Source organism: Pandoraea nosoerga (assembly GCF_902459585.1).
In the GTDB taxonomy this organism is placed as follows: Bacteria; Pseudomonadota; Gammaproteobacteria; order Burkholderiales; family Burkholderiaceae; genus Pandoraea; species Pandoraea nosoerga.
This window is the reverse complement of the sequence record NZ_CABPSC010000009.1, coordinates 201,444-215,813: the sequence shown is the minus strand read 5'-3', so window position 1 is coordinate 215,813 and position 14,370 is coordinate 201,444. Positions and strand designations below refer to the sequence as shown.

The following is a 14,370-nucleotide window of genomic DNA, read 5'->3' as shown; positions in this document are numbered from 1 at the left end:
CTGGTGGGGCGTGAGTGACTCGAACACTCGACCTACGGATTAAGAGTCCGCTGCTCTACCAACTGAGCTAACGCCCCAACGAGACCGAGATAATATCGGCTCTTATGCATGGGGTCAACCCTTAATGGTGAAAATCCGCGAAAAAGGCCCTAGGCGAGCAGCGGAACGAGTTCGAATGCCAGCACGGCGAGGACGGCGCCAACGACAACGAGAAGCGAGCGCCAGCACATTCGGATGGCCCCCTTGCAGGGCATCGCACCCACGACGATCGCGCCGAACACGGCAAGCGCGAACATGCTGACGAGTTGAGCGTTGGAAAGGTGGGGCATGATCATTGCCGATCTCCCTGCCGCAATCACGCGAGTTGGAACGCGTTTCAAGTATAGAAAGCGGCCCTTTCCAAGCAAAGCGGCGCGGCAACCGGGATTTCCCCAGTGCCGCGCCGTGCGGTGCTGCGATGCGATGTATCCGAATTCGCGCTGTGCTGACGTCGCACGCGAGCGCCCGGGCCTGCCGGACGCCGCGCGTGGATCGTCATCGCCGTGAGCGCGTTATTCCGGCAGATCGAGAATCAGGATGATCGTCCAGGCGTCTTCGCCTTCGTGATGATACTGACGCTCGACCACGATGAACGGTTGCTTCTTGTCGCCTTGACCGAGGAACAGCACGTCGCCCTCGGCCGGCATGCATTCGATCGGCGGCAGGGCGAGAGGGGTGCCCTTGGGGACGAGACGTTCGGCCTTCTTCGCTGCGCGCTCCGTCCACTCGATATCGAATTCGATCTGACTCACCGGATGATCCTGTTTATGCAAATTGAAACGGCTGCATGGTAGCACGCAGCCTGCGCGCACCAACGAAAAAAGCCCGCTCCCTGGGCGGGGAGCGGGCGAAAGTCCCATGCGATAACGGGGAACGCATGGGGACAGGAGATGCGCCCGTAGGCAATCCGGTACGGCATGCCGGACCCGAGGGGAAGTGAGCGGGTACGGCGTGCGGCCCGGTTGCCCGATAAGGCGTGGGCGCGCGCCTGTCGGTGGGACGATACGAAGGGATGAAACGATGAAGTGGCGAGGTCGCAAGATGACAAGGTGACGCAACGCAGGCAGGCGATGCCTCCTGCTTGCGCGCGTCATGCCGCATTGCCGGATCACGGCAACACGGCGAGGGGCGGTGTGACTCGCGCCGGACGGCCGCGGGAACATCCAGACATCCGATGCGATTCGTTCGCGCGGCGCACGCGATGCCATCGACGCGCTGCGCGTGCGGCAACGATCGCCGGGACCACGCACCGCGACGTCAGGCTTGCGCCATGCGGCCGCGTGAACTTACGGATTGGAGCGCCGAATTTCGCCGTTCTGGCGCGCCTGCACGAGTTCCTGATAGACCTGAGCGCGGCTCTTGGCCGGCGCCTGGCTCTTGAACGTGGCAAGGGCCGGATACTCGTAGTCATTTTGCGGGATCAGTTCCTGAGCCCGGGCGTCGGCCAGTTCCTGCCGTACCTGGTCACGGGTGATCTGCGAGGTTTGCGGCACCCACGCAAGTTGCGAACCTTCAGGATAGGCGTCACTGGTGCGTGCGGCCTGGGCGAAAACCGAACCTGCGGCGGCAGCCAACATGGCCGAGACGAGCGCCGAAGCGATGAGCTTGCGATTCATGGCGATAACTCCTGTTCTTCTGTGTTGCGGGGGCGCGCAATGCATGGGTACCGGCTTTGCCGGTATGCGTTGTGCGCGACCGTTGAAGGCAGTGTAGGCCTGGGGCTATCGCAGAAAAACGGCAATTGAGCCAATAAATAATTACGCGAATCGCAACAATCGAGGCGCGGCTATCGGGTGGGCGCCCACCGGAAGGCGGGGGAAGGCGGGGGAAGGCGGGGGAAGGCGGGGGAAGGCGGGGGAAGGCGGGGGGGGGGCGGTCGGGAAGGCGGCCGAGCCGGACGGACATTGCGCTCGCGGCAATCCGAAGCCGACACGAAAACGCCACCCGAAGGTGGCGTCGGTACGTGGCCGGCCGGGCTGAGACAGATGCGCGATACTCAGCGTGTCGCAATGGCGACGGCCGCGCCGGCCATGACCGTGCCGGTGGCGCGGTTCAGGCGTCGCACCGCGCGTGCCGAACTGAGCAGGCGTCGCGCCCGGGCGGCGAGCACGATATAGGTGCCGAACACGAGCGTGAGCACCGCCAACGTGACGCCGACGACTTCGAGATAACCGAGCGCCGTCACGCGCTGGAGATCCAGCAGGTTGGGCAGCAGCGCGAAATAGAACACGACCACTTTCGGATTGCCCATCGTGACCGACAGGCCGCCGAGAAAGAGGCGCCACGATCGTTCGCGCGGCACGGCGGCCATCGGCTCGGTCGGCGCAATCGCCGGGGCGTGCCACATCTTCCATGCGAGATAGAGCAGATACGCCGCCCCCGCGTACTTGATCGCGAGGAATACGCCCGAGAACGTGTGTGCCAGCGCAGCGACGCCGAGCACCGCGAGCGTGAGCCACACGACATCTCCGATCGCCACGCCGGCCGTGAAGGCGATGGCGCCCTGCGTGCCGCGCCCGAGCACGCGCGCGACGATCGCGGCAATGCCGGGCCCCGGGGTGCCGGCGCCCACGAGCAGGGCCAGCGCAAAAGTCAGCAAATGTGTCCAGTCCATCAGCGCGTCTCCTCGCTTCGACGACAAGTCATCATGCACGAGAGCGCGGCCGCGCCGTGCGCTCGATGCTCACATCGATCCGTTTCGCCTCAGGCCCCGATCCACGGCAGACCGCGGAAGCACCACCCGCTCACTTGCTTGCGGTGTCCGGCGCTGTCCTTGTCGCCTTCGAAGCCCTCGAGAATGTCGAACGACTGCGTGTAGCCCGCTTCGTAAGCCACCTTCGCCGCGGCCTTCGAGCGCGCAGCGCTGCGGCACAGGAACAGCAGCGGCGTGTTCTTGTCCTGCGCCTGCGACGCGAGTTGCTCGAGGAAATGCTCATTGGGCACGCCACCCGGGTAACGCACCCATTCGACGTTGGCGTACTGGCCGTCGGGGACTTGCGGGCGGCCGACCCAGTCGAGTTCGGCGCGCGTGCGAACGTCGATCAGACGCACGTTGGGATCGGCGTTGAGCAGGGCCAGCGCCTCTTCCGGCGTCACGGCACCCGCGTAGGCGAGCTGGCCGCTGGCGCGGCGTTGGGCGGCTTGCTCGAGAATGGCTTTGGCGCTTGTCATATTGCTGTGATCTCGTTGGTCGATGGTTTGTCCTGCATTCTAGCGTGCCCTCGCAGCGAGATGCGCTTTGCGTGACACCCGGTCGTCTCCCGATACGTCACGAGGCCGTCCGCTACGTGCCGAGGCCGTCCGATACGTGCGATACGTCTGAGCGTCGGATACGGCGGACGGCGGATATGCCAGATACGGCGCACCGCGGACGGGCTCGGCCCGCGTTTCGACACGACGGCGTTTCAGGACGAAGGCATCAAAGCGGTGCGTCGCAATGCACGATGACGGGTCGCGAATGTCGTCTGGCGGCACTAAAAAGGTGCATAATCGCAATATGCACCATATTGGGGATATGGGAACCGGAAATGCACACAAGTGGGGAATGCCGGTCCGCGAGCAGGGAATTCGGGCGAGCGCGCCCTCGCCCGGTTATTCCTTTAGAAATCAGGGGGACGGCGCGCGGCGAACCGGACATCCGGTCAGAGGTGAGGGGGTGGCACGCTTCCTGCTTATCACTGGCGAATCCGAACACGGAGTTCGTTAAGAGGGTGCGGCGATGCGGGCGACGAGCGCCAGCAGCGCCAGATTGAATCTTTCGGGAGATAGCATGAGCAAATCTGTGGCAGATGTGATGAATCTGGTCAAGGAAGAAGACGTCAAGTTCGTCGACTTCCGCTTTACCGATACGCGCGGCAAGGAGCAACACGTCTCGGTGCCGGTGTCGCACTTCGACGCCGACAAGTTCGAGAGCGGCCACGCGTTCGACGGTTCGTCGATCGCCGGTTGGAAGGGTATCGAAGCCTCGGACATGCTGCTGGTGCCGGACGCCAACACTGCCTATATCGACCCGTTCTACGAAGAAAGCACCCTGGTGCTGACCTGCGACGTGATCGAGCCGGCCGACGGCAAGGGCTACGACCGCGATCCGCGCTCCATCGCCAAGCGCGCCGAAGCCTACCTGAAGAGCACGGGGCTGGGCGACACCGCCTTCTTTGGTCCGGAGCCGGAGTTCTTCATTTTCGACTCGGTCCAGTGGAACACGGACATGTCGGGCACGTTCGTGAAGATCAACTCGGAAGAAGCGCCGTGGTCGTCGTCGAAGGAATTCGACGGTGGCAACACCGGCCACCGTCCGGGCACGAAGGGCGGCTACTTCCCGGTGGCGCCGGTCGACACGTTCCAGGACATGCGCTCGGAAATGTGCCTGCTGCTCGAGCAACTGGGCGTGCCGGTCGAGGTGCACCACCACGAAGTGGCGGGTCAGGGCCAGAACGAAATCGGCACGAAGTTCTCGACGCTGGTTCAGCGCGCCGACTGGACGCAGATCCTGAAGTACGTCGTGCACAACGTGGCCCACAGCTACGGCAAGACGGCCACGTTCATGCCGAAGCCGGTCGTGGGCGACAACGGCTCGGGCATGCACATCCACCAGTCGATCTGGAAGGATGGTCAGAACCTGTTCGCCGGTAATGGCTACGGCGGCCTGTCGGAGTTCGCGCTGTACTACATCGGCGGCATCATCAAGCACGCCCGCGCGCTCAACGCGATCACGAACCCGTCGACGAACTCGTACAAGCGCCTCGTGCCGCACTTCGAAGCGCCCGTGAAGCTGGCCTATTCGGCCCGCAACCGTTCGGCCTCGATCCGCATTCCTTACGTTGCCAACCCGAAGGGCCGCCGCATCGAGGCGCGCTTCCCGGATCCGATGGCCAACCCGTACCTGGCCTTTGCCGCCATGCTCATGGCCGGCCTGGACGGCGTGCAGAACAAGATCCACCCGGGCGAGGCTGCCGACAAGAACCTGTACGACCTGCCGCCGGAAGAGGATGCCAAGATCCCGACCGTGTGCTCGAGCCTCGAGCAGGCGCTGGAGTACCTGAACGAAGACCGCGAATTTCTGACCCGCGGCGGTGTGTTCACCGACGGCATGCTCGATTCGTACATCGCGTTGAAGACGGACGAAGCGCGTCGTGTGGCCATGACCACGCACCCGCTCGAGTTCGAACTGTACTACTCGCTGTAAGCGAATCGCCGCGCAGGGAATGCGCCGGCATGACGGAACGCCAGCGGCCGACCGTCATGCTCGACAAGCACGGGGGGATGGCCGCGGCCGTCCCCCTTTTTTGTCTGCGGCGCGTTATAGACCATGTAGCCCTTCATGAACCTATCGCCTGGATCCCTGATGAAAAGTGTTCGCGCTGCTGCGAAGGGAACGGCCGGGAACGGCTCGCCGTCGGCGTCCGACGACTCCGCGCTCGCCGGGGCGGCGGGTGCGTCCCCCGAGACGACCGATCTGCGCGCGGCGGCGGACGCCGCCGAGCTGTGGGAAGCGCGCCTCGCGGCGACCGGCATGCTCCCCGGCCTCGAAGCCTTGCCCACCGTGCTGCTGGTGCTGGAGAAGTACACGCTGCGCGTCGTCTTCGCCAATCCGGCGGCCGAAGCGCTGCTCGCGCTCTCGCGCCGCTCGCTCTCGCAGATGACGTGGAACGACGTGTTCACCAACGGCGACGTGCTCGCGTCGACGATGTCCGAGCTCATCGGCAATCACTTCCAGTCGACGCGCCTCGATCTGGTGCTCGAACGCACCGCGCAGGAGCCGCTGCACACGCACGCGATCGTGGCCGCACCGGAAGCGGCGCCTGACTTCGTGATCGTGGAGCTCATCGAGAACGAGCAGAAGCTCAAGAACGAGCGTGAGGAGCGCATCATCGATCAGGCCTTGATGAACAAGCAGCTCATTCGCAATCTGGCGCACGAGATCAAGAACCCGCTGGGCGGCATCCGTGGCGCCGCACAACTGCTCGAGTTCGAGCTCGAGCAGCGCGAGCTGCGCGAGTACACGCAGGTCATCATCAAGGAGTCCGACAGGCTGCAGACGCTCGTCGATCGCCTGCTCGAGCCGCACCGGCATCCGTACATCGCCACGGACGTGAACATCCACGAGGTGTGCGAGCGCGTGCGTTCGGTGGTGCTGGCCGAGTTTCCGCAGGGCCTGTCGATCGAGCGCGACTACGACGTGAGCCTGCCCGACTTCCGGGGCGACAAGGAGCAACTCATACAGGCGCTGCTCAACATCGTGCGCAACGGCGCCGAGGCGCTGCGCGAGCAGATCGCGAGGGGCGACGCACGCATCGTGCTGCGTACACGAGTGGCGCGAAAGATCACGATTGCCAAACGACTGCACAAGCTGGCATTGGAATTGCATGTGATCGACAACGGGCCCGGCATTCCCGCCGACATTCGTGACCGCATCTTCTATCCGCTCGTCTCCGGACGCGATGGCGGAAGCGGCCTCGGACTCACGCTGGCGCAGTCATTCGTGCAGCGCCACGACGGTCTGATCGAATGCGAAAGCCGGCCTGGACGGACGGATTTCCGAATCCTGCTGCCCCTGGGCTGATGCGGCCCTTACGCCGTCGGCCGTAGTCACTGCGGCCGGGCATAGACGTTACACGGTGAACAATGAAGCCGATCTGGATAGTAGACGACGACCAATCGATTCGATGGGTGCTGGAAAAGGCGCTCACGCGCGCCAACTTGCCGGTACGCAGCTTTACGGGACCGCGCGAAGCGAGCGCGGCGCTCGAACACGACTCGCCGCAAGTGCTGGTCTCGGACATCCGCATGGCGGGCGGCTCCGGCCTCGAATTGCTGCAGGCGGCCAAGCAGCGCCACCCGGGGTTGCCGGTCATCATCATGACGGCCTTCTCGGATCTGGACAGTGCGGTCGCGGCGTTTCAAGGCGGCGCCTTCGAGTATCTCGCCAAGCCGTTCGACGTGGACCGCGCGGTCGAGCTGATTCTGCGTGCCGTGGAGGAGAGCCTGCGCGAGGCGACCGACGACGAACGCATGACCGAAGAGCCCGAAATCCTCGGGCAGGCGAGCGCGATGCAGGATGTGTTCCGGGCCATCGGCCGGTTGTCCCATTCGAGCGCGACCGTGCTCATCACCGGCGAGTCCGGCTCCGGCAAGGAACTCGTCGCGCGCGCGCTGCATCGCCATTCGCCGCGTGCGTCGGGCCCGTTCATTGCACTCAATACCGCCGCGATTCCAAAGGATCTGTTGGAATCCGAATTGTTCGGTCATGAGCGCGGCGCGTTTACCGGCGCCCAGGCCACGCGCCGCGGGCGCTTCGAACAGGCCGAAAGCGGCACGTTGTTCCTCGACGAAATCGGCGACATGCCGCTCGATCTGCAAACGCGTTTGCTGCGCGTACTCTCGGACGGTAACTACTACCGCGTGGGCGGCCACAGCCCGATCAAGGCGAACGTGCGCGTGATTGCCGCCACGCACCAGAACCTCGAAGACCGGGTGCGCCAGGGGCTGTTCCGCGAAGACCTGTATCACCGCCTGAACGTGATTCGCCTGCGCCTGCCGTCGCTGCGCGAGCGTAGCGAGGACATTCCGCTGCTCGTGCGGCACTTCCTGCAAAAGAGTGCGCGCGAGCTTGGCGTGGAGACCAAGCGCATCAGCGAGGCGGCGTTGGCGCATCTCACGCGCTTCCCGTTTCCGGGCAACGTGCGGCAACTGGAGAACCTGAGCAACTGGCTCACGGTCATGGCGCCCGCGCAGACCGTCGAGATCAAGGACTTGCCGCCGGAATTCCAGTCGCTGGCGCCCGCATCGGCGCCAGCGCCCGCCGGCGCGGCCAATCCGGTGCCGACCTACACCGCCGCCGCCTCGCCGGCGAGCGCCGCGCCCGGGATGCCGTCTTCCGGCTATGGCACGGTGGTGCCGACTTCGTCGTTCGGGGCGCCGCCCTCCGGCGGTATGCCGTCGGGCAGCGGCGCGCTCGCGGCAACGGGGGAGACGGCTGCCGGCGAGAGCTGGGAGCCCATTCTGCGCCGCGAGGTGGCACGCCTGCTGCGCTCGGCGTCGCCCGATGTCATGGACCAGCTCACGCGCCGTTTCGAGACGGCGCTGATCAACGAAGCCCTCGACTTCACGCGCGGGCGCAAGGTCGAAGCGGCCAGCCGTCTGGGCATCGGCCGCAACACCATCACCCGCAAGATTCAGGAGCTGGGACTGGAAAGCTGAGGGCAATCGCGGTAGGCTCCCTCGTTTCACCAATCAACGACGAGGGAGTCGGATCATGGCAAGACGCATCCTGTTGACGGGCGCCACGGGGCAGGTCGGCTGGGAACTGGCACGCTGCCTGCAGGGCATGGGCGACGTGCATGCTCCGAGCCGGGCCGAGATGGATCTGCTCGACACCGACAGCGTGGTGCGCACGGTGCGCGATTTCGCGCCGGACCTGATCATCAATCCGGCGGCCTATACGGCGGTGGACCGCGCGGAAACCGAAGAAGCCGCGGCGCATCAGGTCAACGCGATCGTGCCGGGCGTCATGGCCGAAGAGGCCGCGCGCCGCGGGGCGCTGATGGTGCATTACTCCACCGACTACGTTTTCGACGGCACCTCGCGGACGCCGTATCGCGAAGACGACCCCACCCATCCGCAAAACGCCTACGGCCGCACGAAGCTGGCCGGCGAAGCGGCGATTGCCGCGAGCGGCGCAAACCATCTGGTGCTGCGCACGAGCTGGGTGTACGGTTCGCGCGGCGCCAACTTCCTGTTGACGGTGCAGCGGCTCGCGCGAGAGCGTGACGAACTGCGCATCGTGGCCGATCAGTACGGTGCGCCGACGTGGTGCCGCACGATTGCGGAGCTTACGTCTCAAGTGCTCGCGCAGGGACTGACCGAGCAGGGCGTGGACACCGACTTCTGGCGCGAGCACGGCGGCCTCTATCACCTGAGCGCGGGCGGACAGACGACCTGGCATGGCTTCACCGAGGCGATCCTCGAGCGCAGCGCTACGCAGAAGCGTCCGAGCGTTGTGGCGATTCCGACTTCTGCCTATCCGCTGCCGGCTAAACGCCCGGCCTATTCGGTGCTCGACAACGACAAACTGGCCCGCACGTTCGGCGTGCGCGCGCCTGATTGGCGCGATGCGCTGACGCTCTGTCTCGCATAAGACCCCTTCCCACCGGGGCCGCACGTCGATTCGGAAATTCCTCAGCGCGCGGCCTCCACGGCTTTCTGCAACATGATGGCTTTTTGCGCGCGGGCGTGAGCGCGCGACGAGGAGCTACGCATGATGCGATTCCCGAACGCGAGTCCCGACGCACGGCATCCGATGGCGTTGCCGTCGGCGGTCGCAGCAGCATCGGCCATTGACCCGGCCGGGCCGGCGAACGAACCCGGCGCACCGCCCCGGGCGCTGCAGCTCGCGATGCTTCGCGCGAGTGTGAGCGAGCGGCGCGAGATCGCACAGCAGGTCGCCTGGATCACCCACATGATGGCCGCGGACTCGCGTGAGGAAAGACACAGCGCGCGTGCCGACGTCGTCACGCAAACGTTGCCGCTTGCCAGGTCCGCGGCCGCACGCGTCTGGCGGGTGCGCTTCGCCCATTTGTGCGAGGCGGGCAAGGCCGCGGACGTCGCGGGCGAGCTCGTGAAGTGGTGCAAGGCGGCGCGTTGGCGGTCCGAGCCGGCGTGGCGCTGGTTCGCCCTTCCCGGCGAACCGTTCCACGACCCGGCGGCGTACCGCGGGACCCCGTTGCGCGAATGGCCCGCCCCGGTTGTCGCGATGGTGCTGTCGCTTTCGCGCCTGCGCGGCGCGAATCTGTCCGATCTTTCGCTACCGGCCGGCGACCTTCGTGGCATCGTGGCCGACGGCGCCCACCTCGCCGGCGTCAATGGCAACGGCGCCTGGTGGAGCGGTGCATCGCTGCGCAACGCCGGATTCGATCATTCGCATCAGGTCGATGCCGACTTCGAATCGGCCGATTTGCGAGGCGCGGTCTTCAGCGCGGCGGACCTGACCCGCGCCCGGCTTTTTCGCGCGGACCTGCGGGGCGCGACCTTGCAAGACACGGTGATGCGTGATGCGAATCTCGGCGAGGCGAAGTGTCAGCGCTTGACGTTCCGCCGCGTCCGGCTCGATGAGGCCTCGTTTCAGCGCACACGCCTTCACGGCGCCAGCTTCGAGGGCGGGAGCGCGCGCGGCATGCGGCTCACGGCGGCGCAAGCCAGGCAGACGCGCTGGACGGCGATGGCCATGCCGCAGTGCAATGCGTGCGGGGCCGACTTGCGCGGTGCGGAATTTCGCGAATGCGATCTCACGGGCTGGCAGGCCCGTGGGGCGAAGCTCACCGGTGCGTCCTGGGTGGCGTGCGACCTGCGCGGCGCACGGTTTTGCGGCGCAAGGCTCACGGACGTCCGGCTCGGGGCAGATTGCAATCTCGCCGGCACGCAGTGGCAAGGCGCGCGACTGCGGCTCGATGCGCACTGGCTGCGCAGCCTGCCGCCCGAGCAACTCGACAAGGTCGCGCGATCGTGGATGACGTTGCCTGCCGACGCGCCTGCACTGCGCGCCGACGTCTTCGCGCAGCTGCTCAGGGCGATAAGCGCGGGGCCCGTCCTGGGTGCAGACGCCGCGCGCGCACCGGCATTGCCCCGTCTGCCGTTGCATGTGCAATGCAGCGAATGGCTCGGCAGGCTGCTGACGGCGGGAGGCGATGTGGGCGGCGTGGGCGATCACGATGCATTTGCCGGGTTGCGGCGGCAATGGCTGACGCGGACGCTGCGCCGGCTGGCGGAAGTGAAGCTCACCGGCGAGCAGGCCGCATGGATCTTGCCGGCGCTCATGGCGACGCTGGAGACACGCTGCAATACGGCGTCGCCGGCCGAGGTGCGCGCGCTCGCCGCACCGATGTGCCAGGCGCTGTTCTGGGCGGGCGAGGGGGCCGGCGGCATCGGCGCCGCGCGCGCCCGGCGTCTTCGCGCGGCCTGGTTCGGCGTGCTGCCCGCGCCGCTGCATGCGGCGCTCTCGCTCGATGGCGTGGACGCCTTCGACCCGTCGTTCGTGCTGCTGACGAATGGCGATGTGGCCCTGCGTGTGCCGACGCGCTGTCTTGCGATGGTGTTCGACGCCCGGCACGCCGCCTCGCCGGCGACGGTGCCGGACCTGCACTGGCTGGGCGCGCGCGCCGTGGCCCGCAACGCCGTCCGCGCTGTCCGCGCCGTCTCCGGCCACTCCGATGCCACCGATGCCACCGACGCCTCTGACGACTTCCTGCCGGCCACGCCGTCACAGGTGCAGGCATTGTTGCGCGAGTCCGGCTGCCTGGCCGATCTGTGGCCGACGCAGCGCTCGCTCGACGGCTTCGTCCGCTTGCTGGGACGCTGGGTCGGCGCCGCGCTGGCCAGTGACGCGCATGCGATCATTCGGAACCGGCCGCATCCCGCCGCCGGCTCACCGGCGCCATGGGCGCAGGCGGCTCCGTCCGAATTTCCGCTGGCGATCGCCGAGCGATTCGACGCGACGGTGCGCTGGGAGGGCGCGTCGATGATGCCATGGCTGCGTCGCGAAGCCCATCGGGATATCGAGGAAGTGTTCAGCCATGCGCCGCGGCTGGCCGAAGGGGGCGGTGCGTGCCGGGACGTCTCGATATCGCGTGGCGCGTGGCTGGCGGCGCTCGCGGCCGGCCTTGCGTGGCTTTCCACACAGCCCGACCGGCCGGCGAAGGCACGCGGCGCCCCGGGGGGCACAGGCATTTCTTCGACCAACGGCGCGCGTCAGGCGCTCTACCGCAGCTACGCGCTCGCCCTGCTCAACGAATCGATGGCGGGGTTGGTGGGAAGGCCAGGGACGACAGGGACCGGCGCGGCGGCGCCCATGGCGGAAGTCGAGGCGTTGCGCGGCAGTCTCGCGGCGTCCGGCGCCGATGCGGTCTCGCCGGAGCAGCTTGGCGCTCACCTCCTCGGCTGGCTCGCGAGTTCCCCCGTGCGCGGCCTGCGCGGGCTGGCCGACGCGTGCCGTCACACGCTGCCATGGGACTGGGCCATGCGCCTGCCGTTGCCGCCCGCGACCTTGCGCCGCGTTATCGAGCCGCGGCCATTGCCGCCCGATGGGGAGCGGACGGATCGACACCGTTCGGATTGACACCGTTTTTGGCCCGTATTTGGCCGTCAGGGCGCCTCGGCTTTCGTGGTAAAAATACGGACGCGCATGACGTTTCCTTTCGACGGAATACGCATCCAAGCCGTTTGGGGCCGGTCGAAATCGGGCGAACGGGCGGCTTGTGTGGTTGGCGACATTTGCAGGGGTGTTGGTCTCGCATGACAGCACGAAGAGGGGCGCCTAGGATGCGCCCCCGCATGCTGGAGTGCTGGGAAGGCCGACGCCTCGTTCCCAGGCTCTCAAGGGTCTCGCACCCTCCCAGGCATCATGCATTCGACTAGTACTGCGTCAGGCTATCCGGGGTTCGTGGCGGTCAACCGCCGCGAGCTTGACGCGCGCGCTCCGCTTTCATGGCCGTTGTTCGACGCCGACGGCACGCCCCTGCTGGCCGCAGGCGAACGGCTACCGTCCGAAGCCGACCTCGACTGGCTTTTCACGATGTTCGCGCCGCACCGGCCGCTGCCCGAGGCGGCAGTGACAGGCGAGGCTGCCGGCCGGGGCGAGGCCGCCAACGCCGCGTCGCCGCTGAGCGCGCCCGCATCCACCGTCTACTTGCAAGGCTTGCCCGTGCCGCTGCCGATCGGCGCCTGGCTGCAGGTGCGCGTCGCGCCGGAGGCCGAGACCACGCGCGTGCGCGCGCGCCTGATCGGGCGTGCGCCCAACGGCATGCTGATCATCACGCCGCCGTCCTCGGCGCAGGCACGACTGCCCGTCGTGGCGGGCGATACGCTGGCGCTGTGGACGTTCCCCGGCGACAACCTGTACGAGTTCATGTGCGACGTACACAGCATTCACCAGGGGCCGTTCGATTACGTGGTCCTGTCCCGCCCCGCGCAGGTGCGCGAGACGCCGGTGCGGCGCACGCCGCGCGTCGACACGCGGCTGGTGGCGCGGCTGTCGCCGCTCGATGAAACCTCGCGCGCGTCGTTCACGCGCATGCTGGCCGACCCGCAGGACACGCCGGAGTGGCTCGTGCTCGTGCGCGACATCAGCGCCGACGGTGCCGGGATCGTGGCGAAGGCGCCGCTGCCCGAGGGCTGTCACCTGGTCGCGCTGCAATTTCGCGTGCCGGTCGGGGCCGACGTCGTGCCCATTCTCGGCATGGCGGCCGTGCGCAGTGCCGATGGTCCACGCGCGGACGGCACCTGGGTGTACGGGCTCGAATTCATGCAGATGGATATGCGCAACAAGGCGGCGATCCGCTGCTTCGTCTACGAGTCCCGCCTGACGGATCCGCGCACGGGACAGTGACTCGCGGCTTCAAGGAAAAGAGAACGGCGCCCGCGCCGGGTGCCGTTCCTGTGGATACCGGGGGGCGACGCGCAATGCGCTACGGTGCGGCGGCGGTTCAGTCCTTGAACGTGGCGACGACCGGCGCGTGATCGGAGGGCTGTTCCCACGTGCGCGGCACGCGATCGATTTCGCAGGCCGTGCAGCGTTCGGCGAGCGTCGACGACACGAGGATGTGATCGATGCGAAGCCCGGCGTTGCGGCGGAACGCGCCCATGCGGTAGTCCCACCAGCTGAAGGTCTTCTCGGGCTGCTCGAACATGCGGAACGTGTCGCGCAGGCCCAGTCCCTGCAGGCGGGCGAATGCCTGACGCTCCTGCGGCGAGACCAGGTTCTCGCCTTCCCACTTCGCCGGATCATGCACGTCGCGGTCTTCCGGCGCGATGTTGTAGTCGCCGAGCAGTGCGAGCTGGGGGTGGCGCTCCATTTCGTCGGAGATCCAGTGGGTGAGGGCGTCGAGCCAGTTCAGCTTGTATGCGAACTTTTCCGAGCCCACGGCCTGTCCGTTCGGAAAGTACCCGCACACGATGCGTACCCCGGCGACGGTGGCGGCAATGAGGCGCCGCTGGTCGTCGACGAAGTTCGGCAGGTTCTTCACGAGGTCCGTGGCCTCGCCCACCTTGGCATGATTGATGAGCAGCGCAACACCGTTGTAGGTCTTCTGCCCGGTGAAGTGGGACGTATAGCCGAGCGCGGCGAGCTCCGTGATCGGAAAGTTCTCGTCCGTGAGCTTCAGTTCCTGCAGACACAGGACGTCGACCGGATTGCCGCGCAGCCAATCCTGCACGTGAGCGAGGCGAACTTTGAGCGAGTTGACGTTCCAGGTGGCGAGTTGCATGAAAATCGGTTCTCTTCTTTACGGAGCGTGATAGGGCGCGTGATAGGGCGCGTGATAGAGCGCAACGGGCATAGGG

The 14,370-nt window shown here is 66.7% G+C and carries 12 protein-coding genes and 1 tRNA gene; 6 read left to right on the top strand and 7 right to left on the bottom strand.

Annotation, left to right across the window (positions count from 1 at the left end; genetic code table 11):
- Position 1: 1 nt before the first annotated feature.
- The 6 genes from PNO31109_RS13455 to PNO31109_RS13430 form a co-directional block, all read right to left on the bottom strand.
- Positions 2-77: transfer RNA gene (locus tag PNO31109_RS13455), tRNA-Lys, on the bottom strand.
- Positions 78-149: 72 nt separating this feature from the next.
- Complete coding sequence (locus PNO31109_RS13450; RefSeq protein WP_150556004.1) at positions 150-335, bottom strand: hypothetical protein; 186 nt, start codon at positions 333-335, stop codon at positions 150-152.
- A 216-nt stretch (positions 336-551) separates the two neighbouring features.
- The gene (locus PNO31109_RS13445) at positions 552-791 is read right to left on the bottom strand and encodes a hypothetical protein (protein ID WP_039410578.1); all 240 of its coding nucleotides are present in this window, start codon (positions 789-791) and stop codon (positions 552-554) included.
- 534 nt (positions 792-1,325) lie between these two features.
- Positions 1,326-1,655: a DUF4148 domain-containing protein gene (locus PNO31109_RS13440; RefSeq protein WP_174966382.1), complete on the bottom strand. Its 330-nt coding sequence runs from the start codon at positions 1,653-1,655 to the stop codon at positions 1,326-1,328.
- Positions 1,656-2,035: 380 nt separating this feature from the next.
- Positions 2,036-2,653 (bottom strand): LysE family translocator, encoded by a 618-nt coding sequence (locus PNO31109_RS13435; RefSeq protein ID WP_150556002.1) that lies wholly within the window; start codon positions 2,651-2,653, stop codon positions 2,036-2,038.
- An 89-nt stretch (positions 2,654-2,742) separates the two neighbouring features.
- Entirely contained in the window at positions 2,743-3,210 is a 468-nt protein-coding gene (locus PNO31109_RS13430) for a rhodanese-like domain-containing protein (protein WP_150556001.1), read from the bottom strand.
- Between the two features lie 598 nt (positions 3,211-3,808).
- Here PNO31109_RS13430 and glnA point away from each other — a divergent pair.
- From glnA to PNO31109_RS13400, 6 genes are all read left to right on the top strand, one after another.
- Positions 3,809-5,224, top strand: coding sequence for a type I glutamate--ammonia ligase (glnA, locus tag PNO31109_RS13425; protein ID WP_150556000.1), 1,416 nt, complete (start codon positions 3,809-3,811; stop codon positions 5,222-5,224).
- Between the two features lie 270 nt (positions 5,225-5,494).
- Positions 5,495-6,601 carry a nitrogen regulation protein NR(II) gene (gene glnL / locus PNO31109_RS13420; protein ID WP_150556019.1) on the top strand — a complete coding sequence of 369 codons (1,107 nt, stop codon included), beginning with the start codon at positions 5,495-5,497 and terminating at the stop codon, positions 6,599-6,601.
- A 62-nt stretch (positions 6,602-6,663) separates the two neighbouring features.
- Positions 6,664-8,238 carry a nitrogen regulation protein NR(I) gene (ntrC, locus tag PNO31109_RS13415; protein WP_150555999.1) on the top strand — a complete coding sequence of 525 codons (1,575 nt, stop codon included), beginning with the start codon at positions 6,664-6,666 and terminating at the stop codon, positions 8,236-8,238.
- A gap of 55 nt (positions 8,239-8,293) precedes the next feature.
- Positions 8,294-9,175, top strand: a complete 882-nt coding sequence (gene rfbD, locus PNO31109_RS13410) for a dTDP-4-dehydrorhamnose reductase (RefSeq protein WP_150555998.1) — start codon at positions 8,294-8,296, stop codon at positions 9,173-9,175.
- A gap of 120 nt (positions 9,176-9,295) precedes the next feature.
- The gene (locus PNO31109_RS13405; protein ID WP_150555997.1) at positions 9,296-12,148 is read left to right on the top strand and encodes a pentapeptide repeat-containing protein; all 2,853 of its coding nucleotides are present in this window, start codon (positions 9,296-9,298) and stop codon (positions 12,146-12,148) included.
- 285 nt (positions 12,149-12,433) lie between these two features.
- Complete coding sequence (locus tag PNO31109_RS13400) at positions 12,434-13,417, top strand: flagellar brake protein (RefSeq protein ID WP_150555996.1); 984 nt, start codon at positions 12,434-12,436, stop codon at positions 13,415-13,417.
- Between the two features lie 97 nt (positions 13,418-13,514).
- On the opposite strand, the gene xth is transcribed toward PNO31109_RS13400, so the two are convergent.
- Positions 13,515-14,294, bottom strand: a complete 780-nt coding sequence (xth, locus tag PNO31109_RS13395) for an exodeoxyribonuclease III (RefSeq protein WP_150555995.1) — start codon at positions 14,292-14,294, stop codon at positions 13,515-13,517.
- Positions 14,295-14,370 lie beyond the last annotated feature (76 nt).

Excerpts from the sequence above, each read along its gene's own strand:
- PNO31109_RS13450 (WP_150556004.1), bottom strand. The coding sequence starts at position 335 with ATGATCATGCCCCACCTTTCCAACGCTCAACTCGTCAGCATGTTCGCG.
- PNO31109_RS13440 (WP_174966382.1), bottom strand. The coding sequence starts at position 1,655 with ATGAATCGCAAGCTCATCGCTTCGGCGCTCGTCTCGGCCATGTTGGCT.
- PNO31109_RS13435 (WP_150556002.1), bottom strand. The coding sequence starts at position 2,653 with ATGGACTGGACACATTTGCTGACTTTTGCGCTGGCCCTGCTCGTGGGC.
- PNO31109_RS13430 (WP_150556001.1), bottom strand. The coding sequence starts at position 3,210 with ATGACAAGCGCCAAAGCCATTCTCGAGCAAGCCGCCCAACGCCGCGCC.
- glnA (WP_150556000.1), top strand. The coding sequence starts at position 3,809 with ATGAGCAAATCTGTGGCAGATGTGATGAATCTGGTCAAGGAAGAAGAC.
- ntrC (WP_150555999.1), top strand. The coding sequence starts at position 6,664 with ATGAAGCCGATCTGGATAGTAGACGACGACCAATCGATTCGATGGGTG.
- rfbD (WP_150555998.1), top strand. The coding sequence starts at position 8,294 with ATGGCAAGACGCATCCTGTTGACGGGCGCCACGGGGCAGGTCGGCTGG.
- PNO31109_RS13405 (WP_150555997.1), top strand. The coding sequence starts at position 9,296 with ATGATGCGATTCCCGAACGCGAGTCCCGACGCACGGCATCCGATGGCG.
- PNO31109_RS13400 (WP_150555996.1), top strand. The coding sequence starts at position 12,434 with ATGCATTCGACTAGTACTGCGTCAGGCTATCCGGGGTTCGTGGCGGTC.
- xth (WP_150555995.1), bottom strand. The coding sequence starts at position 14,294 with ATGCAACTCGCCACCTGGAACGTCAACTCGCTCAAAGTTCGCCTCGCT.